This is a genomic window from Streptomyces sp. NBC_01006 (genome assembly GCF_045162725.1).
Lineage (GTDB): Bacteria > Actinomycetota > Actinomycetes > Streptomycetales > Streptomycetaceae > Streptomyces.
In genome coordinates this window covers 5407779-5432225 of the sequence record NZ_CP108700.1, presented here as the reverse complement: position 1 = coordinate 5432225, position 24447 = coordinate 5407779, and the positions used below count along the sequence as shown (strand labels likewise).

23 protein-coding genes and 2 tRNA genes are annotated in these 24447 nt (G+C 71.7%); 10 read left to right on the top strand and 15 right to left on the bottom strand.

The features are described from left to right. Positions 1–22: 22 nt before the first annotated feature. Together OG509_RS25015 and OG509_RS25010 are read right to left on the bottom strand one after the other, a co-directional pair. On the bottom strand, positions 23–688 hold the full coding sequence (locus OG509_RS25015; RefSeq protein WP_406184731.1) for an alpha/beta family hydrolase: 666 nt from the start codon (positions 686–688) through the stop codon (positions 23–25). A gap of 50 nt (positions 689–738) precedes the next feature. Continuing rightward, positions 739–1554, bottom strand: coding sequence for an SOS response-associated peptidase (locus OG509_RS25010; RefSeq protein ID WP_406184730.1), 816 nt, complete (start codon positions 1552–1554; stop codon positions 739–741). A 53-nt stretch (positions 1555–1607) separates the two neighbouring features. Here OG509_RS25010 and OG509_RS25005 point away from each other — a divergent pair, with 53 nt between their 5' ends. The 4 genes from OG509_RS25005 to OG509_RS24990 all read left to right on the top strand — a co-directional run bounded on the left by OG509_RS25005 (position 1608) and on the right by OG509_RS24990 (position 5243). After that, a complete protein-coding gene (locus OG509_RS25005) occupies positions 1608–2333 on the top strand; it encodes a M50 family metallopeptidase (RefSeq protein ID WP_387282815.1) in 726 nt (241 codons plus the stop codon). A gap of 138 nt (positions 2334–2471) precedes the next feature. Next, positions 2472–3809 (top strand): 3-phosphoshikimate 1-carboxyvinyltransferase, encoded by a 1338-nt coding sequence (gene aroA / locus OG509_RS25000; protein ID WP_406184729.1) that lies wholly within the window; start codon positions 2472–2474, stop codon positions 3807–3809. A 9-nt stretch (positions 3810–3818) separates the two neighbouring features. Next, positions 3819–4829 carry a ribosome small subunit-dependent GTPase A gene (gene rsgA / locus OG509_RS24995; protein ID WP_053691826.1) on the top strand — a complete coding sequence of 337 codons (1011 nt, stop codon included), beginning with the start codon at positions 3819–3821 and terminating at the stop codon, positions 4827–4829. 90 nt (positions 4830–4919) lie between these two features. After that, positions 4920–5243, top strand: coding sequence for a multidrug efflux SMR transporter (locus tag OG509_RS24990; RefSeq protein WP_030153546.1), 324 nt, complete (start codon positions 4920–4922; stop codon positions 5241–5243). Here the strand turns inward: OG509_RS24990 and OG509_RS24985 are convergent. Continuing rightward, positions 5209–5781 (bottom strand): TetR/AcrR family transcriptional regulator, encoded by a 573-nt coding sequence (locus OG509_RS24985; RefSeq protein ID WP_406184728.1) that lies wholly within the window; start codon positions 5779–5781, stop codon positions 5209–5211. The genes OG509_RS24990 and OG509_RS24985 overlap by 35 nt on opposite strands. Positions 5782–5931: 150 nt before the next feature. Here OG509_RS24985 and hisN point away from each other — a divergent pair, with 150 nt between their 5' ends. Both hisN and OG509_RS24975 read left to right on the top strand, forming a co-directional pair. Beyond that, complete coding sequence (hisN, locus tag OG509_RS24980; RefSeq protein WP_385579433.1) at positions 5932–6738, top strand: histidinol-phosphatase; 807 nt, start codon at positions 5932–5934, stop codon at positions 6736–6738. A 155-nt stretch (positions 6739–6893) separates the two neighbouring features. Beyond that, entirely contained in the window at positions 6894–7289 is a 396-nt protein-coding gene (locus OG509_RS24975) for a cyclic nucleotide-binding/CBS domain-containing protein (protein ID WP_385579452.1), read from the top strand. Positions 7290–7347: 58 nt separating this feature from the next. Here OG509_RS24975 and OG509_RS24970 read toward each other — a convergent pair whose 3' ends face one another. Further along, a complete protein-coding gene (locus OG509_RS24970; RefSeq protein WP_406187676.1) occupies positions 7348–8817 on the bottom strand; it encodes a catalase in 1470 nt (489 codons plus the stop codon). A gap of 137 nt (positions 8818–8954) precedes the next feature. Here OG509_RS24970 and OG509_RS24965 point away from each other — a divergent pair, with 137 nt between their 5' ends. After that, entirely contained in the window at positions 8955–9374 is a 420-nt protein-coding gene (locus tag OG509_RS24965) for a Fur family transcriptional regulator (RefSeq protein ID WP_385583904.1), read from the top strand. A gap of 109 nt (positions 9375–9483) precedes the next feature. Here OG509_RS24965 and OG509_RS24960 read toward each other — a convergent pair. The 4 genes from OG509_RS24960 to OG509_RS24945 all read right to left on the bottom strand — a co-directional run bounded on the left by OG509_RS24960 (position 9484) and on the right by OG509_RS24945 (position 14716). Next, a tRNA-Met gene (locus OG509_RS24960) sits at positions 9484–9557 on the bottom strand. Positions 9558–9634: 77 nt separating this feature from the next. Beyond that, complete coding sequence (locus OG509_RS24955; RefSeq protein WP_406184727.1) at positions 9635–11491, bottom strand: tetratricopeptide repeat protein; 1857 nt, start codon at positions 11489–11491, stop codon at positions 9635–9637. Positions 11492–11720: 229 nt separating this feature from the next. Then, positions 11721–11794, bottom strand: a tRNA-Met gene (locus OG509_RS24950). 45 nt (positions 11795–11839) lie between these two features. Next, positions 11840–14716, bottom strand: coding sequence for a UPF0182 family protein (locus OG509_RS24945; RefSeq protein WP_406187674.1), 2877 nt, complete (start codon positions 14714–14716; stop codon positions 11840–11842). Positions 14717–14859: 143 nt separating this feature from the next. Between OG509_RS24945 and OG509_RS24940 the strand changes: the two genes are divergently transcribed. Then, entirely contained in the window at positions 14860–15435 is a 576-nt protein-coding gene (locus OG509_RS24940; RefSeq protein WP_385583909.1) for a PPA1309 family protein, read from the top strand. Between the two features lie 36 nt (positions 15436–15471). On the opposite strand, the gene OG509_RS24935 is transcribed toward OG509_RS24940, so the two are convergent. From OG509_RS24935 to OG509_RS24920, 4 genes are all read right to left on the bottom strand, one after another. Then, complete coding sequence (locus tag OG509_RS24935; RefSeq protein WP_406184726.1) at positions 15472–16563, bottom strand: PDZ domain-containing protein; 1092 nt, start codon at positions 16561–16563, stop codon at positions 15472–15474. Positions 16564–16684: 121 nt separating this feature from the next. After that, on the bottom strand, positions 16685–16882 hold the full coding sequence (locus OG509_RS24930) for a hypothetical protein (protein WP_030291247.1): 198 nt from the start codon (positions 16880–16882) through the stop codon (positions 16685–16687). 312 nt (positions 16883–17194) lie between these two features. Next, the gene (locus tag OG509_RS24925; RefSeq protein WP_406184725.1) at positions 17195–17656 is read right to left on the bottom strand and encodes a molybdenum cofactor biosynthesis protein MoaE; all 462 of its coding nucleotides are present in this window, start codon (positions 17654–17656) and stop codon (positions 17195–17197) included. A gap of 138 nt (positions 17657–17794) precedes the next feature. Next, entirely contained in the window at positions 17795–18958 is a 1164-nt protein-coding gene (locus tag OG509_RS24920; protein WP_406184723.1) for an SDR family oxidoreductase, read from the bottom strand. Positions 18959–19150: 192 nt separating this feature from the next. Between OG509_RS24920 and OG509_RS24915 the strand changes: the two genes are divergently transcribed. After that, a complete protein-coding gene (locus OG509_RS24915; protein ID WP_406184722.1) occupies positions 19151–20632 on the top strand; it encodes a zinc-dependent metalloprotease in 1482 nt (493 codons plus the stop codon). Further along, positions 20629–21153 (top strand): NUDIX hydrolase, encoded by a 525-nt coding sequence (locus tag OG509_RS24910; RefSeq protein WP_406184721.1) that lies wholly within the window; start codon positions 20629–20631, stop codon positions 21151–21153. Before OG509_RS24915 ends, OG509_RS24910 begins: the two co-directional genes overlap by 4 nt. A 73-nt stretch (positions 21154–21226) precedes the next feature. Here the strand turns inward: OG509_RS24910 and OG509_RS24905 are convergent, their stop codons facing one another. The 3 genes from OG509_RS24905 to OG509_RS24895 are packed head-to-tail and all read right to left on the bottom strand — an operon-like array spanning position 21227 to position 24416. Continuing rightward, positions 21227–21982, bottom strand: coding sequence for an AIM24 family protein (locus OG509_RS24905; RefSeq protein WP_406184720.1), 756 nt, complete (start codon positions 21980–21982; stop codon positions 21227–21229). Between the two features lie 17 nt (positions 21983–21999). After that, entirely contained in the window at positions 22000–22680 is a 681-nt protein-coding gene (locus OG509_RS24900; RefSeq protein ID WP_385584080.1) for an AIM24 family protein, read from the bottom strand. A 29-nt stretch (positions 22681–22709) separates the two neighbouring features. Next, positions 22710–24416: a TerD family protein gene (locus OG509_RS24895; RefSeq protein WP_406184719.1), complete on the bottom strand. Its 1707-nt coding sequence runs from the start codon at positions 24414–24416 to the stop codon at positions 22710–22712. Between the last annotated feature and the right edge of the window lie 31 nt (positions 24417–24447).

The window sequence follows — 24447 nt, the reverse complement described above, 5'->3', positions numbered from 1 at the left end:
CCCGTCCCCCGGGCCGCGGCCGTCAGAGGGGAAGCCCGCCGAGCCAGGCGGCGACCGCCCCGGTGATCACCGCGAGGGCCTCGTCCTGGGTCAGGTCCGCCTTCTTCGGCACGGCGAAGCCGTGATCGGCGTACGGGACCTCCACCAGTTCGTACGGTGCCTGCCCGGTCGGCGGCGGGAACTCCTCCGGCCGCCCGAAGGGGTCCCGGCCGCCCTGGACCACCAGGGTGGGCCGCCCGGCTCCGGTGAGCTCCCCGGCCCGGGACTTCTCGGGCCGGCCCGGCGGGTGCAGCGGGAACGCCAGGGCCAGCACCGCGGCCGCCCCCAGCTCGGCGGCGATCCGGCAGGCCACCCGGGCCCCCGCGCTGCGGCCGCCCGCCACCACCGGCAGTCCGGGCTTCGCCAGCGCGGGCCACAGGCCCCGCCAGCCCTCGTCCAGCACCTTGGGCGCGGCGGCCACCTTCTTCCCGGCGACCCGCCACGGCTGCTCGACCAGCGCCACGGTGACCCCGTGGGCGGGCAGGGCGGCGGCCAGGGCCACGAGGTCGCGGGCCTCGATCCCGCCGCCGGCCCCGTGGCTGACGGCCAGCACGAGGCGGGCGGCCGTACGGGCGGGGACGGGATGCCAGGTGATGCGGGCCTCGCCCGCCGGGGTGTCGACGCTCTCGGTGCGCGTACGCGTGGTCATGGCGCCCATCCTGCCCGGGACCCGAGCCGGGCCAGTCCGTAAGACACCCCCTAGAACAGCGTGGCCTCCTCCGGCGCGGCCAGCTCGTGGAGCAGCTCCGGCCCGTTGTTGCGTACGTTGCTGACGGCCGTGGACACCGGGTACGCGCGCATCAGCCCGCCCGGCGGCGGCGCGAGCAGGGCCTGGAGTTCGTCGGTGTCGGTCCGGGCCGGGTCCAGCCAGGCGTCCCAGCGGTCCGGGGTCAGCATCAGCGGCATCCGGGGGTGGATCTCGGCGAGCGAGGCCGGCCCCTCGGCGGGGGCCACGCCCAGCGGCCCGGTCTCCGCCTCGGCGGTGATCACCGAGCAGGTCGCCCACCAGGCCTGCGGGTGGTCGCCGGGGAGCGTCGGGTCGCGCCAGAACTCGTATATCCCGGCCATGGCGAAGACGGAGCCGTCGGCGGGGAGCACGAAGTAGGGCTGTTTGCGGGCCCGCTTCTTCTTGCCCTCGACCTCCAGCTGCCGCTCGTCGTGGGCGGTGACCCACTCGTAGTAGCCGTCGGCGGGGACGATGCAGCGGCGCTGCGCGAAGGGGCGGCGGAAGGAGGGCTTCTCGGCCACCGTCTCGGACCGGGCATTGATCATCCGGGCGGCGCCGTCGGAGTCCTTGGCCCAGGAGGGGACGAGCCCCCACCTCACCGTGCGCAGCTGACGAACCGGACGCGGGTCCGGAGCGTCTTTCACGGGACGGTCGAGGACGACGTGGACCTCCTTCGTCGGCGCCACGTTCCAGTCGGGGGCCAGGGTCTCCTCGGGCTCCCACTTCTCGATGCCGAAGGCCTCCACCAGGTCCTCCGGCCGACGACTCGCTGCATACCGTCCGCACATGGCTGCCAGACTGCCATCCCACCCGCCCACCACCGCAAGGAGTCCGCCACTCCATGAACAGCACCACGGACAGCACCGCGACCGCCGGCCTGTGGGACCGGCTCACGGGCATACAGACCCCGCCGGCCCTGTGGCTGGTGATCGTGACGGGCCTGGCCGCCCTGGCCGCCGTGGGACCGCGCCCCCTGTGGCGGCTGTCCCGCAACGCCGTGACCATCGCCCACGAGGGCGGCCACGGGCTGCTGGCGCTGCTGACCGGGCGGCGCCTCGACGGGATCCGGCTGCACTCCGACACCAGCGGGGTCACCGTCAGCCGCGGCAAGCCGACCGGGCTCGGGATGATCCTGACCGCCGCGGCCGGGTACACGGCGCCCTCGCTGCTCGGGCTCGGCGGGGCCGCCCTGCTGTCGGCCCACCGGATCACGCTGCTGCTGTGGGCGGCCACCGCGCTGCTGCTCGCGATGCTGGTGATGATCCGCAATGCGTACGGCGCCCTGACGGTGGTGCTGTCGGGCGCCGCGTTCGTACTGGTCTCCTGGCTCGCCCCGGCCGAGGTCCAGGCGGTCTTCGCGTACCTGGTGGTGTGGTTCCTGCTGCTGGGCGGGGTGCGGCCGGTGTTCGAGCTGGGGGCCAAGCGCCGGCACGGCGGGGCGCCCGATTCCGACGCGGACCAGCTGGGTCGGCTCACGCACGTCCACCCGGTGGCCTGGCTGCTCCTCTTCCACGCCGTCGCGCTGTGCTCGCTGATCGGCGGCGGGCGCTGGCTCCTCGACCTCTGAGGCGACCTGCGAAACCTCCGAGGCGGCCTCCGGGCCCGGCCGGCGAGTCCGACCTCCGCGTCCGACCGCCGCGTCCAACCTCCGAGACCAGCGTGCGATCAAGATCTGGGGCCGGGGCGAGCCACTAAAGTGGGGGCCATGACCGAGACCCCCGCGCTCCACGCCCTCTGGCCCGCACCGCTCGCCGACGGCACCGTCCACGCCACCGTCACCGTGCCCGGGTCGAAGTCGGTCACCAACCGCGCCCTCGTCCTCGCCGCGCTCGCCGCCGAGCCGGGCTGGGTGCGCCGCCCGCTGCGCTCGCGCGACTCCCAGCTGATGTCGGACGCCCTGCGCGCGCTCGGCGTCGGCATCGAGGAGACCGCCTCCTCCAGCTCCGGCGACGGCGCCGGCGGCGAGGCCTGGCGGGTCATCCCGGCCGCCCTGCACGGCCCGGCCACCATCGACGTCGGCAATGCGGGCACGGTCATGCGCTTCCTGCCGCCCGTCGCCACCCTGGCCGCCGGCGACATCCGCTTCGACGGCGACCCGCGCTCCTACGAGCGCCCGCTCGGCCAGGTCATCAGCGCCCTGCGCACCCTCGGCGCCCGGATCGATGACGACGGCCGGGGCGCGCTGCCGCTGACGGTCCAGGGCGGCGGCGCCCTGGAGGGCGGCGTCGTCGAGATCGACGCCTCCAACTCCTCGCAGTTCGTCTCCGCGCTGCTGCTGTCGGGCCCGCGCTTCAACCAGGGCGTCGAGGTCCGGCACACCGGCACCACCCTGCCGTCGATGCCGCACATCCGGATGACGGTGGAGATGCTGCGCGCGGCGGGCGCCCAGGTCGACACCCCCGAGGCGGGTGGCGAGCCGAACGTGTGGCGGGTCGCGCCGAGCGCCCTGCTGGGCCGTGACGTGGTCGTGGAGCCGGACCTGTCGAACGCGCAGCCGTTCCTGGCGGCGGCCCTGATCACCGGCGGTACGGTCACCATCCCGGACTGGCCGCGCCGCACCACGCAGCCCGGCGACGAGCTGCGCCGGATCTTCACGGAGATGGGCGGCTCCTGCGAGCTGACCGACGCGGGCCTGGTCTTCACGGGCAGCGGCAAGATCCACGGCATCGACGTGGACCTGGGCGAGGTCGGCGAGCTCACCCCCGGCATCGCGGCCGTCGCGGCGCTGGCCGACTCCCCGTCCACCCTGCGCGGGGTGGCGCACCTGCGGCTGCACGAGACGGACCGGCTGGCGGCGCTGACCGCGGAGATCAACGGGCTCGGCGGCGAGGTCACCGAGACCGCCGACGGCCTGCACATCCGCCCGCGCCCGCTGCACGGCGGGGTGTTCCACACCTACGACGACCACCGGATGGCCACCGCGGGCGCGGTGATCGGCCTGGCGGTGGAGGGCGTGCAGATCGAGAACGTGGCGACGACCGCGAAGACCCTGCCGGACTTCCCGAAGATGTGGGCTCGAATGCTCTCGGGAGCGGGAGCGTAGGGCCCCGTCATGCGCAGGTACGGCAAGCACACCGACGAGGACGACATCCGCCAGCGGCCCAACCCCAAGGGCAACCGGCCCCGGACCACCATCCGGCCCAAGCACGAGGACGCGGCCGAGGGCTTCGTCCTGACCGTCGACCGCGGCCGGCTGACCTGCCTGGTCGACGGGCGCACCATCCACGCGATGAAGGCCCGCGAGCTGGGCCGCAAGGCGGCTGTGGTCGGCGACCGGGTCTGGATCGTCGGCGATCTGACCGGCAAGAAGGACACCCTTGCGCGGATCGTGCGGATCGAGGAGCGCAAGTCCGTCCTGCGGCGCACCGCGGACGACGACGACCCGTACGAGCGGGTGGTCGTCGCCAACGCGGACCAGCTGGCGATCGTCACGGCGCTGGCCGATCCGGAGCCGCGGCCCCGGATGATCGACCGCTGTCTGGTGGCCGCGTACGACGCCGGGCTGGAGCCGCTGCTGGTCCTCACGAAGTCGGACCTGACCTCCGCGGACAAGATCCTGGAGATCTACTCGACCTTCGGCCTGAACTACGTGGTGACCAACCGCGAGGAGCTGGCGACGGGCGACGCCGCCGACCGGGTGCGCGAGCGCCTGAACGGCCGGATCACGGCGTTCGTCGGCCACTCGGGCGTCGGCAAGACCACGCTGGTGAACTCGCTGGTCGCCGAGGGCCGCCAGCGCGCCACCGGGCACGTCAACGCGGTGACCGGCCGCGGCCGGCACACCACCACCTCGGCGCTCGCGCTGCCGCTGCCGGGCGGCGACGGCTGGGTCATCGACACCCCGGGCGTGCGCTCCTTCGGCCTGCACCACGTGGATCCGTCCCGCGTGATCCTGGCCTTCCCCGACCTCGTTCCCGGTACGGAGGAGTGCCCACGGGCCTGCAGCCACGACGAGCAGGACTGTGCGCTCGACAAGTGGGTGGAGGACGGCCACGCGGATCCGGCGCGCCTGTACTCGCTGCGGCGGCTCCTGGAGACCCGCGAGCGCCGCGAAGGAGACTGATCGTCCGGCGGGGTTTGCCGCGCGCCAGGTCTGGTAAATGCATAATCGCACCACGTGATACGACGTCACCTGACGCGGGAGGCATTCGCCATGGCCTGGCTGCTGGTGGTCGTCGCCGGAATCCTGGAGACCGGTTTCGCGGTGTGCCTCAAGCTGTCGCACGGGTTCACCCGGCTGTGGCCGACCATCGCCTTCGCCGCCTTCGCCCTCGGCAGCTTCGGGCTGCTGACCCTGGCCCTGAAGAAGCTCGACGTGGGCCCGGCCTACGCGGTGTGGACGGGCATCGGGGCCGCCGGAACGGCCATCTACGGCATGGTCTTCCTGGGCGACCTCGTCTCGACCCTCAAACTCGTCTCGATCTCGCTGGTCATCCTGGGCGTCATCGGCCTCCAGCTGTCCGGTTCGGCTCACTGAGCAGGCGCAGCAGCCGCATCAACTCCCCCAGCCCCGGCTCCTCGCCCGGCGCTATCACGTACGACAGCGCGAGGCGTACGGCGAGCTCGCAGCGCTGCGCCCCCTCCCCCGGGCTGATCGTGGCCGAGGCCCGGTCGCGGACGGCCCGGGCCAGCTCCCCGGGCCCGGGGGCCGGCACTCCGGGCCGCACCCCCTGCCCGGGCGGCGTGGGTAAGTTCCCGTCCCAGCACCCCGTCAGCAGCGCCCGTACGAGGGGACGCGCGCGAGCCGCCCGTACGGTCCACTCCGCGACCGAGGCGAGGCGCTCGGCGGTGGCGGCCGGGGAGCGCAGGACCCGGTCCACCCCTTCGAGGTACCAGTCCGCCTCGCGGCGCACCAGGGCTCTGCCCAGGCCCGCCTTGCCGCCGAACTCGTTGTAGAGGGTCTGGCGGGACACCCCGGCGGTGGCGGCCACGTCGACCATCCGCACCGACGGCCAGGGGCGCGCCAAGAGCGCCGCTCCCGCCGCTTCCAGCAAGGACTCCCGGGCTGCCGGCATGCGCGCCTCCCCGCTCGACTTCCCCCGCTCCGATTCCCCGCTCGGCTTCCCCGCCAGAGTTGACGGACCGACAGATCCTGTCAAGGGCGCCCGAGGGTCGCACCGTGGACGCCGTTCGCCGGGTCCGGGTGGTCCCGATACTGTTCGGGCATGCCCGAGTATGACGATGACCTCCGCCTTGCCCTTGAGCTCGCCGACGCGGCGGACGCCGCCACGATGCAGCGGTTCCGAGCCCTCGACCTGAAGGTCGAGACGAAGCCGGACATGACCCCGGTGAGCGAGGCGGACAAGGCCGCCGAGGAGATCGTCCGGGCCGGGATCGAGGCGGCGCGGCCCGCCGACGCCATCCTGGGTGAGGAGTACGGGCTCAAGGGCAGCGGCCCGCGCCGCTGGGTCGTGGACCCGATCGACGGTACGAAGAACTACGTGCGCGGCGTCCCCGTCTGGGCGACGCTGATCTCGCTGATGGAGGAGGGCTCCGACGGGGTCTTCCGGCCCGTGGTCGGCGTGGTCTCGGCGCCGGCGCTGGGCCGCCGCTGGTGGGCGGCGCAGGGCGGGGGCGCGTACGCCGGCGGTGCGCTGGGCGCTGCGCCCGTACCGCTCGGCGTCTCGAAGGTGGGCTCGCTCGGCGACGCCTCGTTCGCGTACTCCTCGCTGAGCGGCTGGGAGGAGCAGGGCCGGCTCCCCGGGTTCCTGGACCTGACCCGGCAGTGCTGGCGCACCCGCGGCTACGGCGATTTCTGGCCGTACGTGATGGTCGCGGAGGGCTCGCTGGACCTGTGCGCCGAGCCGGAACTGAACCTGTGGGACATGGCGGCCATCGCGGTCGTGGTCCAGGAGGCGGGTGGCCGGTTCACGAGCCTGGACGGCGTGGACGGCGTGCACGGCGGGAACGCGGCCGCCTCGAACGGACTGTTGCACGAGGAGATGCTGGGGTACCTGCGCCCGCGCGACTGAGCCGCATGCGCCGTCCGGGTACTGCATCCGCACAACCGGGTGCGCCCTCTTGATGACCCTGCGTACCCATGGGAATCTGAGACTCCTCCGCTTGTGCGCTTGTGAAGACCTTCTCTAAGTGCGCGGAGGACACTCCCCAGGAGGTGGCTCTCTTCATGCTCGTCCGCGACGCCATGAGCACCGTGATCCTCACCCTCGGACCCGCCCACACCCTCAGGCAGGCGGCCTGCCTGATGTCCGGCCGCCGGGTCGGCGCAGCCGTCGTCCTCGATCCCGACCACAGCGGCATCGGCATCCTGACCGAACGCGACATCCTCAACTCCATCGGCGCGGGCCACGATCCCGACCGGGAGTCCGTGGGCGCGCACACCACCAACAACGTGGTGTTCTGCACCCCGCAGGCCACCGTCCAGGATGCCGCCGAGGCAATGGTGCGCGGCGGCTTCCGCCATCTGATCGTGTTGGAGCACGGCGGCCCCGTCGGCATCGTGTCCGTACGCGACGTGATCCGCTGCTGGGTCCCGGCCCGGCGCAGCACCGTACCGGCGTAAAGCCGGAGGGCCGGACCCCGAGGGGGTCCGGCCCTTCAACTCTCGGCGAGCGGATCCGTCAGCCGCGAAGGGCCTGGACCGCGGCCTCCAGCCGCTTGCCGAAGTCGCCGTCCGCCTGGCGGAAGTTGCCGATCGCGCGCTCGGCGATGTCGTCACGGGAGACCTTGGCGATGAAGCCGGACAGGTTCTCGATCAGACGGGCCTGCTCGTCCTCGGACATCAGGCGGTAGAGGTTGCCCGCCTGGACGAAGTCGCCGTCCTCGGAGTGGACCGGGGCGGCGTGGTTGCCCGTGCCGCCGGTGACCGCGGTGGACTGCCACAGCGGGCGGTCCGTCTGGAACGGGCCGCCGAAGCTGTTCGGCTCGTAGTTCTTCGCGCCCTTGTGGCGGCCGTCGTACAGGAAGCCGTCACGGGAGTTGGTGCGCGCCTCGGTGGCGTGCGGGCGGTTCACCGGCAGGTGGTCGGCGTTGATGCCGACGCGGTAGCGGTGGGCGTCGCCGTAAGCGAAGAGGCGGCCCTGGAGCATCTTGTCCGGGGACGGGCCGATGCCGGGGACGAAGTGCGCCGGGCTGAAGATGGACTGCTCGACCTCGGCGAAGACGTTCTCCGGGTTGCGGTTGAGCTCCAGCTTGCCGATCTCGATCGGCGGGTAGTCCTCGTGCGGCCACACCTTGGTGAGGTCGAACGGGTTGAAGCGGTACTCGGCCGCGTCGGCCGCCGGCATGATCTGGACCTGCACGGTCCAGGTCGGGAACTCGCCGCGCTCGATGGACTCGCGCAGGTCGCGCTGGTGCGAGTCGGGGTCCTCGCCGGCGAGCTTGTTGGCCTCGGCCTGGGTGAGGTTCTTGATGCCCTGGTCGGTCTTGAAGTGGTACTTGACCCAGAAGACCTCGCCGGCCTCGTTGTTCCACTGGAACGTGTGCGAGCCGTAGCCGTTCATGTGGCGGTAGGACGCCGGGATGCCGCGGTCGCCGAACAGCCAGGTCACCTGGTGGGTGGACTCGGGCGACAGACCCCAGAAGTCCCAGACGTTGTCCGCCTCCTGCGAGCCGGTGTACGGGTCGCGCTTCTGGGTGTGGATGAAGTCCGGGAACTTGATGGCGTCCTTGATGAAGAACACCGGGGTGTTGTTGCCGACGAGGTCGTAGTTGCCCTCTTCGGTGTAGAACTTCAGCGCCCAGCCGCGGGGGTCGCGCACCGCGTCGGCCGCACCGAGGTTGCCCGCGACGGTGGAGAAGCGCAGGAACGTTTCGGTCTGCTTGCCGACCTCGGACAGGAACTTCGCCCGGGTCCACTGCGAGACGTCACGGGTGAGGGTGAAGGTGCCGTACGCACCGGCACCGCGGGCGTGCACCACGCGCTCCGGTATGCGCTCGCGGTTGAAGTGGGCCAGCTTCTCCAGGAGGAGCTGGTCCTGCACCAGGACGGGGCCTCCGACGCCGGCCGTCTCGCTGTTCTGGTTGTCGGCGACCGGAGCCCCGGCCTCCGTGGTGAGCGGTCCCTGCGTCACGTGCGCCTCCTGCGTCATTCCTGCCATGTGCCTGTGCCTGTCCTTGGCCCTTGTCGTACTCGATCCTACGATGGACTTTGTCTAAGTCAAGTAAGGTTCCAAGTCCGCACACGTTCGGGAGTTACACCGAATCCCTCGCTGTTAGGCTGGTGTACATGAGTGACCTGCTGGAACGACTTCGCGGACGCGGATGGCGCATGACCGCACAGCGGCGCGTCGTGGCCGAGGTGCTCGACGGTGACCACGTTCACCTGACGGCCGACGAGGTGCACGCGCGCGCGGTGGACAAGCTGCCGGAGATCTCGCGCGCCACCGTGTACAACACGCTGGGCGAGCTGGTGTCCCTCGGCGAGGTCCTGGAGGTCGCCACGGACCGCCGGGCCAAGCGGTACGACCCGAACGCCCACAAGCCCCACCAGCACCTGGTGTGCGCTCAGTGCGGCGCGATCCGGGACGTGCACCCGGCGGGCAATCCGCTGGCCGACCTGCCGGACGCGGAGCGGTTCGGGTTCGTGGTGTCGGCGGTCGAGGTGACCTACCGCGGGCTGTGTCCGGCCTGCGCGGCGGCGGCGTAACGAACGGAGAGGGGCCCGGGAGCGATGCTCCGGGCCCCTCTTTCTTTGCTTCTTTGCCGTGAAACGGCTGAAGGCCCGGATCCAGGGGATCCGGGCCTTCAGCCTTCAGTAGCGGGGACAGGATTTGAACCTGCGACCTCTGGGTTATGAGCCCAGCGAGCTACCGAGCTGCTCCACCCCGCGTCGGTAAACACGACTTTACGCGAAGCCCCCCGACAGATGCAAATCACTTAACGTTCCAGCTCAGCGGGGCCGCACCCTCAGGCCGAGAGCTCTTCCGCCAGGGCCTCGCGGAGCCGGGCCGCCCGCTCGGAGACCTCCGCCGGGCCCAGCTCCATGGCCCGCACGCACCACTTCTGCCCCTCCGCCAGGTCCCCGTGCCGCGCGGCCAGCAGCCCCAGCCTCAGCGCCGCCCGGCCGTGGCCGGCCACCGCGGCCCGGGTCCACCACAGCGCGGCCTCCGGCTCGTTCCCCTCGCGCGCCAGCAGCAGCCCGAGATTGAACGCCCCGTTCCGGGAGCCGGCCTCGGCAGCCTCCCGGTACCACCGCGCGGCGACGGCGAGATCGCCCCGCGCGGCGGCCAGCATCCCGACCCGTACCTGCGCGCGCCGGTGCCCCAGCTCCGCGGCCCGCTCGTACCACTCCTCGCTCTCGCTGCGCTCGGCCCCGCCGGCCGGCTCGCCCAGCGCCACCGGCTCCGGCGGTGGAGCCAGCGATTCCAGCAGCGCGGCCAGCCGGAACGCCGCCTCCGCGCTGCCGCCGCCCGCGGCGCAGCGCAGGTGCCGCTCGGCCGCCCGGTCCTCGCCGTCGCGGACCAGCGCGATGCCGACCTGGAGCGCCGCGTCGGTGTGGCCCGCCGACGCGGCCCGCTCGTACCACTTCAGCGCCGTCCGGTCCTCGTCCCGGCTCGCGAACAGGATCCCGAGGTTGAACGCGGCGTCGACGCTGCCCGCCTCGGCCGCCTTCGAGAACCACGGCTCGGCGCCCGCCGCGTCGCCGACCTGGAGCAGCATGATCGCGAGGGCGTTGGCGGCCTCCCGGTGGCCCGCGTAGGCCGCCCGCCGGTACCACTGCTCGGCCTGCGCGGTCCGCTCCTGTGCGGCGCACAGCAGAGCAAGGTTGTACGCCCCGTTCTGGTCGCCCGCGTCCATGGCGGTCCGGTACCACTTCTCCGCGGTCTGGGTCTCCCCCCGCGCGGCGTGCAGGGCGCCCAGCGCGTTGGCGGCGTTGCCGTCGCCGTCCTGCGCGGCCCGGTTCCACCACGCGACGGCGCTCTCCTCGTCGCCGGCGTCGCGCAGCAGGAAGCCGAGCGCGCACGCCGCCCGCGCCTCGCCCTGCTTGGCGGAGGTCAGGTACCAGCGCCCGGCCTCCTTGAGCTCCCCGCGCGCCTCCAGGAGGGCGCCCAGGTGCAGCGCGGCGCGCCGGTGCCCGCGCGCGGCGGCCTGCCGGTACCACTGCTCGGCCTCGGTGGGGTCACCCTTGCGCAGGTGCCGGGCCAGCCGGTACGCGGCCTCGCGGTGCCCCTGCTCGGCCGCCTGGCGCAGCCAGCGCTCGACGCCCTTGTCGCCGCGGTGCTCCAGCAGGTCGGCGAGCCCGTACGCGCCCAGGGCATGGCCGGATTCCGCCGCCTGGCGCAGCCAGTACTCGGCGGCCGGCTCGTCCCCGCGCTCGCGGAAGTGGCGGCCCAGGGCGTGGGCGGCCGGGGCGGATCCGGCCACGGCGGCGACCCGCCACCAGCCGGCGGCCTCCTCGGGGTACCCGCGCTGGAGCAGCAGCACGCCGAGGTTGTTCGCGGCGGCGCGGTCCCCCTCCGCCGTGGCGCCGCGCAGGTACGGCTCGGCGCCGGCCAGGTCGCCGCGGCGCAGCAGCAGCGCCCCGAGCACGCTCATCGCGCCCGGGTCGCCCCTGTCGGCCGCGACCCGGTGCCGTGCTTCCAGCTCGGTGTCGCCCGCCGGGTCCGTCTCGGCGAACATTTCCTCCGCGAAATCCGCATCGGTCAGTGCGGTCTGCGCGTTAACGACCGGAGCCTCCTCGTTGGCGTCTGCGCCCGATTCGACTTCCGCCCTCACAAACCGCCCTGTCTCCAGCAGAGTTGACCTGTCCCCCATAAATCCCATCGTCGCATCACCTGCTACCCGCGTACACCTGGTATGTCGCAGCCTGTGAGGTCACTACAGCGTTTTGTCGACATGCCCACAGAGAGATAAGTCAAACACGCCCCCACCCCAACTCACCCGTCTCAGTTACCTCATGACCCCCGCGTGTCCCCCTGGACATGACGAAGGACCTGATGAACCCGGACATGACGAAGGCCCGGATCCCATGGATCCGGGCCTTCATCTTCAGTAGCGGGGACAGGATTTGAACCTGCGACCTCTGGGTTATGAGCCCAGCGAGCTACCGAGCTGCTCCACCCCGCGTCGGTGAAACCACAGTATCACGACGCGGGACTGAGCCATTACCGGTTACCCCCCGGGCGGCGGGGTCGCCGGCTTCGCCTCCGCGTCGATCGCCCGCTGCAGAGCCGCCTTGATGTCGTCCTGCGCCTTGCCGAAGGCCGCCCAGTCGCCGGCCTGACGGGCCTTCTCGGCCGCCTCGATCGCCTTCTTCGCATCGTCGAGGGCGGACTTGACCGTCGGGTTCTGGGAGGTCGGAGGCGTGGTGGTGCCCTCGCCCGGCGGGGTCACCGGAGTGGTCGGCACCGTCGGCGCCTCCGCCCCGAAGACCACGTTCAGCGCCTTGTCCAGGCTGTCCTCGAACGCCGTCTGGTTCCCGTACGTCACCAGCACCTTGCGCAGCAGCGGGTACTTCAGCCCCGAACTGCGCACGTACACCGGCTCCACGTACAGCATCCCGCCGTCGAGCGGCACCGCGAGCAGGTTGCCGTACTCGACCTCGGAGTCGCCGCCGCGCAGCAGCCGGATCGACTCGGCGATCTTCGGCTCCGACTGGAACTTGCTCTGCACCTGCTTGGGGCCGTCGACCGGCTTGCTGGTCGGCAGCTTCAGGATTCTGATCTTGCCGTAGTCCGGGGTGCCCGGATCGGCGTTGACCGCCATGAAGGCGCTCAGGTTGTCCCGCTCGTTCGGCGTGAACGTCGTCGTGAGCGAGAAGACCTGGTCCTTCTCCTTCTGGCCCGGCATCTTCATCGACAGGTAGTACGGCGGGACCGCCGTGCCGGCCTTGGTCGTCGGGTCGTCGGGGACGGCCCAGGCCTCACTGCCGCTGAGGAAGGTCTGCGGGTCGGTCACGTGGTACCGGGTGAGCAGCTCGCGCTGGACCTTGAAGAGGTCCTGCGGGTAGCGCAGGTGGTCCATGAGCGGCTTGGAGATGTCGGTCTTGGGCTTGACCGTTCCCGGGAACGCCTTCATCCAGGTCTTGAGGACCGGGTCCTCGGTGTCCCACTGGTACAGGTCGACCGTTCCGTCGTAGGCGTCGACCGTGGCCTTGACCGAGTTGCGGATGTAGTTGACCTGGTTCTCCTGCGCCACTACAGCGCGCTGGCTGTTGGTGAGGGAGTCCGCGGTGCTCTGGCCCAGCGTGGTGCGCGAGGCGTACGGGTATCCGTTCGTCGTCGTGTACGCGTCGACGATCCACTTGATCCGGCCGTCGACGACCGCCGGGTACGGGGCGCCGTCGATGGTCAGCCAGGGGGCGACGGCCTCGACGCGCTCCTTGGGCGTGCGGTGGTAGAGGATCCGCGAGCCGTCGCCGATGGCGCCGGAGTAGAGGATCTGCGGCTCGCTGAACGCGAGCGCGTACGCCGCCCGGTTGACCGGGTTGTCGAGGTTGACGCCGGAGTCGCCCTTGTAGCTCGTCTCCTTCTCGCCCTTGTCGTCCGAGTAGTCGAGCTCCTTCTGCGGTCCGCCGACGATCGAGTACTGCTTCGTCTGCTCGCCGTAGTAGATGCGCTGCTCGAAGTCCGTGCCGAACATCCCCTTGGAGGGCAGGTCGGACTGCGTGAAGTCGGGGGCGCCGTCCTTGACGGTGGTGCCCTTGGCCGCGACCACGCCGTAGCCGTGCGTGTACTTGAAGTGGTCGTTGATCCAGTTGTTCTTCGGGATGCCGCCGATGTTCAGCTCGCGCAGCCCGATGACCGTGTCCTGGCCGCTGTACCGGTCCACGGCGAGCGTGGACGGGAAGGCGTAGTAACCCTTGACCTGCTGGAGCTGCTGGAAGGCCGGGGAGACGATGTTCGGGTCGAGGAGCCGGACGCTGGCGGTGGTGTTGGCCGCCTCGCGCAGCTTGGTCTTGTCCTCGGTCTGCGGGACGCCCGGGTAGTCCTTGACGTCCGACTGGTCGATCCCGTAGGCGTCGCGCGTCGCCTTGATGTTCTTCTCGACGTACGGCGATTCCTTGGCCTGCTCGTTCGGCTGGACCTGGAACTTCTGCACGATCGCCGGGTACAGCCCGCCGATCAGGATCGCCGAGAGCACCATCAGGCCGAATCCGATGACCGGCAGCTGCCAGGTGCGGCGCCACAGCGTCGCGAAGAACAGCGCGGCGCAAATGGCGGCGATGGCGACGAGGATCGTCTTCGCCGGCAGGTACGCGTTCGCGTCGACGTAGCGCAGGCCGGTCCAGTTGTCCGCGGCCTTGAAGTCGCTGGACTTCACGGCGAGGCCGTACCGGTCGAGCCAGTACGCGAGCGCCTTGAGCGTCACGAACAGGCCGAGCAGCACCGACAGGTGCCCGGTCGCGGCCGCGGTGGCCCGGGCGCCCGGGCTCGTCACGCGCAGTCCGCCGTACAGGTAGTGGACGACGACCGCGGCGATCACCGACAGCACGACCGCGGCGAAGCCGAAGCCGAGCAGGAAGCGGTACCAGGGCAGGTCGAAGGTGTAGAACGAAACGTCCAGGTGGAACTGGGGGTCCTTCTGCCCGAAGGGCACCCCGTTCACGTACATCAGCCAGGTCTTCCACTGGCCCGCCGCCGAGGCGCCCGCGATCATGCCGACGAGCGCCGCGATCCCGAAGAGCAGCCACCTCTTGTACGGGGCGACGCTCATCCGGTAGCGGTCGAGGCTCTGCTGCTCCATCGACATCGCGGACAGCGGCGGCCGCAGCCGGTACGCCAGCCAGACGTTCAGCCCGACGGCACCCGCCATCAGCAGGCCGAAGACGGCGAAGAGGCCGATCTTGGTCCACAGGGTGGTGGTGAAGACCGTGGAGTACTTCACGGAGCGGAACCAGAGCCAGTCCGTCCAGAAGCCCGCGAACATGATGAACGCCATGGCCAGGACGGCCAGTACGCCCAAGGTCGTCAGAAGAGTGCGGGCGCGCCGGGAGGGGCGGCCGACTCTCATCCGTGGCCCGGAGGGGCCTCCGCCGCGGTCCGGCATCTGGAAAGCCAAGGTGCGCACCTCGAAAGTCGCTGAGTCTCGTTGCGGGACATTTCAAAAGCTGGGCCCCCGATGGTAGGGCCCACTCATGCAACTTACTGAGGCTTTAGTCAGTTCCCGTTATCGGGCGGAAAGGAGGCAGGATGTTGTCCATGTCCAACCTTTCGCCTTCCCCGGGCGGCACGCCGATGGCCGCCACCCCCCTGACGCGTGCCGTCCTAGAGATCGACGAGTACGCCTCCTCCCTCGGCTGGGACAGGCCCGCCCGGCTGTTCGCGCTCGTCGACACCGCCAAGCTGCGCAAGTCGGAGCCGCGGCTCGCGGGCCAGCTCGGCCTCGACCAGGACGACGCGGGCAAGAGCCAGCTGACCCCGATCGAGCAGGACGAGGTGCCGAAGGGCACGCCGCTGGACAAGTTCCTGGGAACCATCGCCTGGCCCCCGTCCATCGTGGGCTGCGCGCTGACGGTGGAGCGGCTGATGCTGCCGCCGTCCGCGGAGGCCTCCGTACCGGAGGGGCTCAGCGACAAGCAGCTGGCCAAGTGGGTCGCGGCGCACCCGGACCGGCAGGAGGTGCGCCTCACCGTGGGCGTGCTGCGCGACGGGTCGCGGGAGTCCGCGGTGCGGCTGCGCGAGAAGGACTCCTCGACCGAGGTGCTCACCGGCGCGAGCCTGGTGCCGGGGCTGGCCGAGGCGCTGGCCGCGACGTTCCTGGACTGAGCGGGCGGCCGGGGAACCGGTCCGGGGCGGTACGGGTCAGGGCTTGCCGCACTGCGGCAGCCCGGCCGTGTCCCCCTTGCTGATCTTCTCCAGCGCCTTCGTGGCGTCGTCGATCGTGGCCACCTTCACGAGGGTCAGGCCGTCGGGGATGTGCTGGGAGGCGGAGCCGCAGTTCTCGGCGGGCGTCAGGAAGTACTCGGCGCCGGCCTGGCGGGCGCCGATCGTCTTCATCTGGATGCCGCCGATGGGGCCGACCTTGCCCGCGTCGTCGATGGTGCCGGTGCCCGCGACGAACTTGCCGCCGGTCAGATCGCCGGGGGTGAGCTTGTCCACGATGCCCAGGGCGAACATCAGGCCCGCGCTCGGGCCGCCGACGTCGGCAAGCTTGATGTCGATCGTGAACGGGAAGGTGTGGTCGGTGCCCGCCCGGATGCCGACGATGGCGTGCCCGTCGCCCTCCGCCTTGGCGGTGGTGAGCACGACCTTGGACGAGCCGGTGGGCTCGCGGTGCGCCTTCTCGGCCTCGGCCGCCTCGGCGGCGGGCACGATGGTGAACTCGACCGGCTCGCCGGCCTTGCGCTTGGTGACGAGCTTGGCCACGTCCTCGGGGGCGCCCACCGGGCTGCCGTCCACGGCCCGGATCACGTCTCCGGCGTGCAGCTTGCCCTCGGCGGGGCTGCCCTTGACGACGGTGGCGACCACGACGCGGGTGGTGACGCCCGGCGTGCCCAGCTGCTTGAGGGCGGCCACCTTGGCGCTCTCCTGCGACTGGCTGAACTCCTCCGCGTTCTCCTGCGTGGACTGCTCCTCCGTCTTCCCGTCCGGGTAGAGGTTCTCGTGCGGGAGGACGATGTTGCCGTCGGACAGCCAGCCGTAGACCGCTTCCAGCAGGTTCATGTCGTAGTCGGCGCCGGTGACGCGGACCGTCGTCATGTTGAGGTGCCCGCTGGTCGGGTACGTCTTGTGGTCCGCGATGCTGATGACCGGCTCGCCGCGCGAATCGCCGAGCGTGTTCACCGTCGGGCCCGGGCTCATTTCCGAGTACGGGACCTTGATGAACACCCCTGCGCAGAGCAGCGCGAACAGCATGAGGGTGGAGGCGAGCATCGTCGCAGTGCGGCGTGGCATGGATCGACAGTACGTGACGGCCCTGACGGGCGGCCGCCGGGGCCGGTCCGTGCGGGGGCCGTACGCGGAACTCTCAGCGGATTCTCAGAGCGCTCAGGGGGCCTCGTCCGGGACGCGTCACTCACACCGCGTCGGAACCGGAATGGGCCGCTGCCTTCGCCCTGGCCGGATCGGCCTTGTCCATGGCTTCACGGAACCTCGCGTATCCCGCGAGTTCGGATATGTCGCCTTGAGTGCGGTCGCGAGCCGCCCAGCTGCCCCATATCGCCGCTCCGATGGCGGCGAACAGCGGAATCAGCAACCACGCCAATGACGCCATGGACGTGCCTCCCTGCCCCGAAAGTACGTGTCGTTGGTGGCTTCAACGCTCCTGCCCGGGAGGGGGTTACGCAAATCGAGGGCGTGTTGCGCGGCCGAACGGGTGGGACAGTACCCGCCGGCCACGACCGCCACGCGCGCGGGGGTGCCGACGCCTCTCAGCAGGCGCCGACCCATTCCTCGGTGCCGTCGGAGAAGGTCCCCTCCCTCATCGCCGCCCTCGCACTGCGCGGCGCCGGGGCGCCTCGCAGGCTTCGCGCGGCTGCGTCGGACTCCGTCCGTCGACCCGCAGGCCGGGGCCCGGACCGGGCCTTCAGCAGGCGCCGACCCACTCCTCCGTGCCGTCGGAGAAGGTCTGGTGCTTCCAGATCGGGACCTCGTGCTTCAGGTCGTCGATCAGCATCCGGCTGGCCTCGAAGGCCTCGCCTCGGTGCGGGCACGACACCGCCACGATCACCGCGAGGTCACCGACGGACAGGTCGCCGATGCGGTGGACCGCGGCGAGTGCGCGAACCGGGTACTTGGCGATCACCCGCTCGGCGATGCGCCGCATCTCGGCCTCGGCCGTCGGGTGGCAGGAGTAGCCGAGCCCGTCGACGTCGGCGCCGCCGTCGTGGTTGCGCACCGTGCCGACGAAGAGCGTGGTGCCGCCCGTCGCATCGTCGCCGACGGCCTTGAAGACCTCGTCTATCGAGAGCGGGGTCTCACGGATCCCGAGCAGCCGGATCGGGTCCGTAGCGGCCTGCTCGCCGGGGTGGTCGAAGTGCGGTGCCATGCAGCCATCGTGCACCACCGCTCTCACATCGCGGTATAGCCGATTCGACCGGCTGTACGACCCAAGCGTATGGAGCCTCCTACAGGACCGACGTCCCGGCCGCCCGCCCGGGCCACCGGCCCGGGCGGAACTTCGAGGTCAGAGGCCCCGGCGGCGGCGGGCGGCGCGGACCACCGCGGCGGCGCCGAGGAGGGCGACCGTCGCCCCCGCGGCGCCCGCGGCGGTGGCGTCCTTGCGGCCCAGCCTGCGCCCCGCGACGGTGTGCCGGCCCGCGACCTCCTGGAGGAGCTCGGCCAGCACCTCCTCGTTGGTCCAGCGCGGCCGCCAGCCCGCCGCGTGCAGCCCGCTGACGCTGACCACCCACGGATGCATCGTGTACGCGAGGTCTCCGGCCGGGGACGGCGTCAGGCCGATCCGGTGCAGCCGCGCCGCCGCGCCCAGCGCGACCGCCGACGGGAGCTCCATGCGGCGGATGCCGCTCAGCTCCTCGACCTCCTCCTGCTCCAGCCAGCCCTCGCAGCCGACCGCCAGCTCACCCTCGACCTTCTCCAGCGCGGCGTACTCCAGCGCGCTGACCAGGTCCTCCACGTGACAGAACTGCCAGGTCGGCCGGGATCCGGCCACCACCAGCAGGCGCGGGGACTCGAAGTACCGGGTCAGGGCCGTGTCCGTGCCGCCGACCAGCACCGCCGGGCGGACCACGGTCACGTTCAGACCGGGGTGCGCCCGCGGCGCCCTGCGGCCCAGCCGCTCGATCTCCAGCAGGTCGCCGACGCCCGTCGCCTCCGCCGTGGCCCGCAGCTCGGAGTCCTCCGAGAGTGGGATGTCGTTGTCCGGCAGCGCCCCGTAGACCATCGCGGACGTGCACAGCACGACCCGGTGCACCCCGGCCGCGGCGGCCGCCGTCAGCACGGTCTGGGTCCCGCGTACGTTGTACGCCGTACGGGCCGCCGGATCCGTCTCCAGGTCGAGGTCCAGTGCCAGGTGGACGACCACGTCGGCGCCGCGCAGTCTCTCGGCGATCGCGGGGTCGCGTACGTCCAGGACGTGCCACTGCGCGGCAGCGCAGTCGCCGCGCCGCTCGTCGATCGCCACGACCTGCTTGACCTCGTCGGATGCGGCCAGGCGGGCCACCAGGGCGGCCCCGACCCCCGACGCGGCGCCGGTCACGGCGATCACTGGGCTGTTCTTGCGGGGTGCCGCCTGGTTTCGCGGCCGGCGAACGCCATGGGCGCTCTCGCCGTGCTCAGGGCGGTTTTCGGCGTCGTGGGGCGCGCGAACCTGTGGATCTGGGGAACTCACCAGGCGTCTCCAGCGGTTGTCTTCAGTAGGGGCGCGTCGTGACGCGTACCTACCAGGTGATGTCCATCCTGCCGCAGCCCAGGAGTCGGCGGAGCACCGAGCCCGGAAGCGGGTGTGGTGTCTACGCTGGGTGGTGTTGTCGGACCATTTCCCGTCGGCCCCCGCCGGCGGCCCTACGAGCCGAGGAAACCCGTGAGCGACACCCCATTCGGATTCGGCCTTCCGCCGGAGGAGCCGGAGAACGGCGACGAAGGCAACAAGAAGGGCAACCAGGGCGGTCAGGGCGGCCCGAATCCGTTCGGGTTCCCGGGCATGGGCCTGCCGGGCGGCGCCGGCGGCCCCGGCGGCGCGGACAACCCGTTCGCGGCGATGTTCGGCTCGATGAACCCGAACGACCTGGGCGCGGCCTTCCAGCAGCTCGGCCAGATGCTCAGCTACGAGGGCGGTCCCGTGAACTGGGACATGGCCAAGGACATCGCCCGCCAGACCGTGGCCCAGGGCACGGCGGACGGTGTGAAGGACGCCAGCGTCGGCAGCTCCGAGAAGTCCGCCGTCGAGGAGGCCGTGCGCCTCGCCGACCACTGGCTGGACGGGGTGACCTCGCTGCCCTCGGGCGCCACCACGGCCGTCGCGTGGAGCCGCGCCGAGTGGGTCGAGGCGACCCTCCCGGTGTGGAAGGAGCTCGTGGACCCGGTCGCCGAGCGCGTCGGCGTGGCCATGGGCAGCGTGCTGCCCGAGGAGATGCAGGCCATGGCCGGCCCGCTGCTCGGCATGATGCGCTCCATGGGCGGGGCCATGTTCGGCCAGCAGATCGGCCAGGCCGTGGGCACCCTCGCGGGCGAGGTCGTCGGCTCGACCGACATCGGGCTGCCGCTGGGCCCGGCGGGCAAGGCCGCCCTGCTGCCGCTGAACATCGAGGCCTTCGGCAAGGACCTGGGCGTCCCCGCCGAGGAGGTGCGGCTCTACCTGGCCCTGCGCGAGGCGGCCCACGCCCGGCTCTTCGCGCACGTGCCGTGGCTGCGCTCGCACCTGTTCGGCGCGGTCGAGGGGTACGCGCGCGGCATCAAGATCGACACCTCGAAGCTGGAGGACGTGGTCGGCCAGCTCGACCCCTCGAACCCGGAGCAGCTGCAGGAGGCGCTCCAGGGCGGCATGTTCCAGCCGCAGGACACCCCCGAGCAGAAGGCCGCCCTGGCCCGCCTGGAGACGGCGCTCGCGCTGGTCGAGGGCTGGGTGGACGCGGTCGTGCACGAGGCGGCCAAGCCCCGGCTGACCTCGGCGGACGCCATGCGCGAGACCATGCGCCGGCGGCGCGCCTCGGGCGGTCCGGCGGAGCAGACCTTCGCGACGCTGATCGGGCTGGAGCTGCGCCCGCGCCGGCTGCGTGACGCCTCGCGGCTGTGGGCCTCGCTGACCGACGCGCGCGGCGTGGACGGCCGGGACGGGCTGTGGGAGCACCCGGACATGCTGCCGACCGCCTCCGACCTGGACGATCCGGACGGGTTCGTGCACCGCGAGCAGCTGGACTTCTCCGAGATCGACAAGATGCTCGGGGAGGCGGCGCAGAAGCGCGGCGAGGGCGAGCAGGGCCGGCCCGGCGACTCGGCTCCCGACTCCGGCTCCGGCTCCGGCTCCGACGGCGACTCCGACGGCGAGGGTGAAACGAAGAAGTGAACCTGTACGACGACGCGGTGCTGGTCCTCAAGGGGTACGAGGGCCAGCCCGAGCTGCGCGACCTGTATCTGGAACACCTGGCCGCCCACCCGGACGGGGTCTACAAGCCCTGCCAGGCCGGGCACATCACGGGCAGCGCGCTGGTCATCGACCCGGCGGGCGGGCGCGTCCTGCTGACCCTGCACAAGAAGCTCGGCATCTGGCTCCAGATGGGCGGGCACTGCGAGCCCGAGGACACCACCCTCGCCGGGGCCGCGCTGCGTGAGGCCGTCGAGGAGTCGGGCATCGCATCCGGGCTGACCCTGCTGCCGGGCGGCCCCGTACGGCTGGACCGGCACCCGATCCCGGCGCCGTGCAACTGGCACCTGGACGTGCAGTACGCGGCGCTGGCTCCGGCCGACGCGGTGGCGGAGATCAGCGAGGAGTCGCTGGACCTGCGCTGGTTCCCGTACGAGGAGGTGGCGGCGGTGGCCGACACCTCGGTCGTACGGCTGCTGGAGGCGACGCGGGCGCGGCTCTGACGCCCTCCGGACAGCCCGGAAGGGGCGGCCCCGCATCCGCGGAGCCGCCCCTTCCGTGTGCTTGGGGCGCGGGCTAGTTCCAGGCGTTGTTCTGGTTCTGGGCCTGGACGCCGTGCTGGCCCATCCCGTACTGCGCGACCATGCCCTGTCCGAGCTGGGCGTTCTGCGGCGGCAGCACCTCGCTCGGCTGCACCAGCGCGAAGCCGGTGCCGAGGAAGCTGAGCTCCCAGCCCTCGCCGGTGTTGCCGCGCCGCCGCCAGACGCCGCTGGAGTGCGTCTGGGCCTGCATCTGCACGCGCAGCGAGGTGGACCAGGCGACGATCGCGTCCGCGTCGGCGTTGACGTACTTGTCGGGTGTGACCTGCATCATCAGCGGCTGCCCGGAGGTCATCAGCGCGACCTTGCCGCGGCCGGTGATGTTGAGCTGGTACTTGCCGGAGCCGGAGATCCCGTACTGGCTGTCCACCGCGATCGCCTCGGTGTGCAGGGTGGAGTCCAGGGCCAGCACGTAGCTGCTGTCGACGGTGAGGCCGTCCTGGTCCACGTCCACGACGTGCACGTACTGGGCGAGGTTGGCCAGGTAGACCGTGCCCTGCCCGGAGCAGCGCATCAGGTCGAGGCCCTCGCCGGTGCGGGCGCGGGCGGTGCGCTGCGTGGTGCTCTGGTACTCGCCGTCGAAGTCGATGATGCCCTGGTAGGCGACCATGGAGCCCTTGCGGGCGAGCACGTCGTCGGAGCCGGCCAGCGTGACCCGCAGCAGCTGCGGGTTCTGGACGGCGTACCGCTCCTGGGACTGCGCCTCGGCGTGGGCGAAAAGTGCGCTCTGCATGATGTGTCCGCTCCCCCTCAGCCCCGGGTCCGGAGCCGGTCGGTGCTGTCCTCGCTGGGCTGTACGACGACGATGCCCTGGCCGGAGAAGCCCATCTGGTAGGCCTCCCCGCTGCCCCGGCCGATCATCGACGAGGCCTTGAAGCTGCGCTTGCCCTTCACCTTGAGGTTCGGGGACCAGGCGACGAGCGCGTCCGGGTCGACGTACGTCTCGTCCTCGCCGCGGCCGCAGTCGACCACGATCGGGGTGCCCCGGGAGGTGATCGCGACCCAGCCGGTGCCGGAGATCTGAACGTTGAACAGGCCCTGGCCGGCGAACTTGGCCATGCCCTTGACCCGTTCGACGCCCCACTGGAGGTGGGCGTCGAAGGCGAGCAGGTTGGTGCCGTTGACCGAGAGGGCGTCGTTGTTGAGGTTGATCACGACGACGTCGGCGCCGTAGTCGGCGAGGTAGAGCAGGCCGTCTCCGGTGCACTTCATCAGCGGTGCGCCTTCGCCCGTCAGCCACTGCGAGGCCATCTGGCGCAGGGCCGGCGGGTTGGGCTCGTACTGGACGAAGCCCTCGTATGCGACCATCGATCCGGTGCGCGCGAAGAGGTCCTGACCGCTCTGCATGGCGACCTTGAGCATGGCCCTGCCGTGGTTCTCCATGCGGGCCGTGACGGGGGTGGGGGCGTAGCCCGCGAGCTGCTGGTTCATTGCGTTCATGGCATTCATGTGGGGCTCCCTCAGACCTCGTACGGCTGGACGACGATGAAGTTGCCGGGAGCGCCGCGGAACTGGAGGTTCACGGTCTCCCCGCTGTGGCCGGGGTAGGCGTTGCGCCGCAGCCGGACCTGGCTGGAAACGATCACCTGGGAGGCCGCCGACCACGCGACGATGGCGTTGCTGTCCGCGAAGGTGGTCGGGGTGACGGGCAGCACGACGGGCGTGCCGTGCGTCTTGACGATCACCGTGCCGGAGCCCTGGAACAGCATGGTGAACAGGGCGCCGCCGGGGATGCCATGGCCCTCGATGCGGCGGACCTCGTGCTGCAGGCTCTCGTCGAAGGCGAGGACGCTCTCGGCGGAGACGCAGATCCCGTCGCCCTGGAGCTCGATGGCGTGCAGGTGGGCGCCGTTCTCGGCGAGGAAGACCTGGCCGCGGCCGCTGCAGCGCATCAGCTGCATCTCCTGGCCGGTGGCGTTGCCGACGATGCGGCCGGCGAAGCCGGCGCCCTTGTAGCTGAAGTCGACCTTGCCCTGGTAGAGGACCATGCTGCCCTGGCGGGCGAGGACGGGCTGCCCGCCCATCGCCAGGTCGACGCGCATGAGCTGCTGGTTCTGCGAGGTCCAGCGGGTGCCGGTGGGGACTTCCTTGTACGGCTGGAGGGCGGCGGCGAGGCCGGCGGCGGCGAGGCCGGCGCCGGCGGCCTGCGGGGCGCCCTGGCCGTGGCCGGGCTGCTGGCCGGGCATCTGCTGGCCGTACGGGGGCGGCGGCTGCTGGCCGGGGACCTGCCCGTAGGGCGCGGGGGCCGGGGCCGGTGGCGGGACCTGGCCGCCGTAGCCGGGCATCTGGCCGTACGAGGGCTGCGGCTGCCGGCCGTACGAGGGCGGGCCGGGCGGCTGCGGGGCGTGCGGCGGCTGACCGTACGGGGCGGGGGCCGGCGGGGTGGCCAGCGGGCCGACCATCGTCGGGGCCGAGTGCACCGGGGCGGGCGGGGCGGGCTGCTGGTACTGCGGGGCAGGGGCCGGGGCGGGCGCGGGCTGCGGGACGTACGGGGCCTGAGGGGCCTGGGGTGCCTGGACCGGGGCGCCGAAGGACGGCGTCGGGGCGGCGGCCTGCGGCGGCGGGGCGAACCCCGGCGCGGCGCCGGCCTGGGCCGGGGCGGGGGCCTGCGGCTGCTGCTGAGCCTGCTGCTCGTCCTCCTCGGCGACCTCGCCGCCGAAGTTCTTCAGCAGCGCGGCGAGCCCGCCGTCGAAGCCCTGGCCCACGGCGGCGAAGCGCCACACGTCCTTGAGGTAGAAATCGCCGAGCATGACCGCGCGCTCGGTGCTGAACTCCGCGCCCGTGAAGGAGTACCGGACGACTTCCTCGCCGCCGGCCACGATCCGGATGTAGCCCGGTCCGATCTGCGACATCTGTCCGGCGCCGTCGATCGTGGCGGTGAAGGACAGCTTGTGGATGCTCGCCGGGACGCGGTCCAGCGTCACCCGGAAGGACTCGGTGTCGCCGGCCTGCGCGCCGAGCTGCTGGATCGACTCCTCCGGGGACTTCGGCTGGTTGTAGAAGACGAAGTACCGGTCGTCCGACAGCTGCTCGTTGGCGTCAAGGCCGAAGCAGCTGATGTCGAAGGCGAGTCCCGGCCCGGCGACCTGCACGCCCACGTACAGATCCGTGCCTGCCGTCAGATCGCTGATCCTGGCCTTGTGACCGCGTTGGAATTCCCTGGCCATACGTAACGACCGTCCCCCATCCCGACAGTGA

Bases quoted from the DNA above. Each gene is read 5' to 3' on its own strand.
- OG509_RS25015 (WP_406184731.1), bottom strand. From the start codon at position 688: ATGACCACGCGTACGCGCACCGAGAGCGTCGACACCCCGGCGGGCGAG.
- OG509_RS25010 (WP_406184730.1), bottom strand. From the start codon at position 1,554: ATGTGCGGACGGTATGCAGCGAGTCGTCGGCCGGAGGACCTGGTGGAG.
- OG509_RS25005 (WP_387282815.1), top strand. From the start codon at position 1,608: ATGAACAGCACCACGGACAGCACCGCGACCGCCGGCCTGTGGGACCGG.
- aroA (WP_406184729.1), top strand. From the start codon at position 2,472: ATGACCGAGACCCCCGCGCTCCACGCCCTCTGGCCCGCACCGCTCGCC.
- rsgA (WP_053691826.1), top strand. From the start codon at position 3,819: ATGCGCAGGTACGGCAAGCACACCGACGAGGACGACATCCGCCAGCGG.
- OG509_RS24990 (WP_030153546.1), top strand. From the start codon at position 4,920: ATGGCCTGGCTGCTGGTGGTCGTCGCCGGAATCCTGGAGACCGGTTTC.
- OG509_RS24985 (WP_406184728.1), bottom strand. From the start codon at position 5,781: ATGCCGGCAGCCCGGGAGTCCTTGCTGGAAGCGGCGGGAGCGGCGCTC.
- hisN (WP_385579433.1), top strand. From the start codon at position 5,932: ATGCCCGAGTATGACGATGACCTCCGCCTTGCCCTTGAGCTCGCCGAC.
- OG509_RS24975 (WP_385579452.1), top strand. From the start codon at position 6,894: ATGCTCGTCCGCGACGCCATGAGCACCGTGATCCTCACCCTCGGACCC.
- OG509_RS24970 (WP_406187676.1), bottom strand. From the start codon at position 8,817: ATGACGCAGGAGGCGCACGTGACGCAGGGACCGCTCACCACGGAGGCC.
- OG509_RS24965 (WP_385583904.1), top strand. From the start codon at position 8,955: ATGAGTGACCTGCTGGAACGACTTCGCGGACGCGGATGGCGCATGACC.
- OG509_RS24955 (WP_406184727.1), bottom strand. From the start codon at position 11,491: ATGGGATTTATGGGGGACAGGTCAACTCTGCTGGAGACAGGGCGGTTT.
- OG509_RS24945 (WP_406187674.1), bottom strand. From the start codon at position 14,716: ATGCCGGACCGCGGCGGAGGCCCCTCCGGGCCACGGATGAGAGTCGGC.
- OG509_RS24940 (WP_385583909.1), top strand. From the start codon at position 14,860: ATGTTGTCCATGTCCAACCTTTCGCCTTCCCCGGGCGGCACGCCGATG.
- OG509_RS24935 (WP_406184726.1), bottom strand. From the start codon at position 16,563: ATGCCACGCCGCACTGCGACGATGCTCGCCTCCACCCTCATGCTGTTC.
- OG509_RS24930 (WP_030291247.1), bottom strand. From the start codon at position 16,882: ATGGCGTCATTGGCGTGGTTGCTGATTCCGCTGTTCGCCGCCATCGGA.
- OG509_RS24925 (WP_406184725.1), bottom strand. From the start codon at position 17,656: ATGGCACCGCACTTCGACCACCCCGGCGAGCAGGCCGCTACGGACCCG.
- OG509_RS24905 (WP_406184720.1), bottom strand. From the start codon at position 21,982: ATGCAGAGCGCACTTTTCGCCCACGCCGAGGCGCAGTCCCAGGAGCGG.
- OG509_RS24900 (WP_385584080.1), bottom strand. From the start codon at position 22,680: ATGAACCAGCAGCTCGCGGGCTACGCCCCCACCCCCGTCACGGCCCGC.
- OG509_RS24895 (WP_406184719.1), bottom strand. From the start codon at position 24,416: ATGGCCAGGGAATTCCAACGCGGTCACAAGGCCAGGATCAGCGATCTG.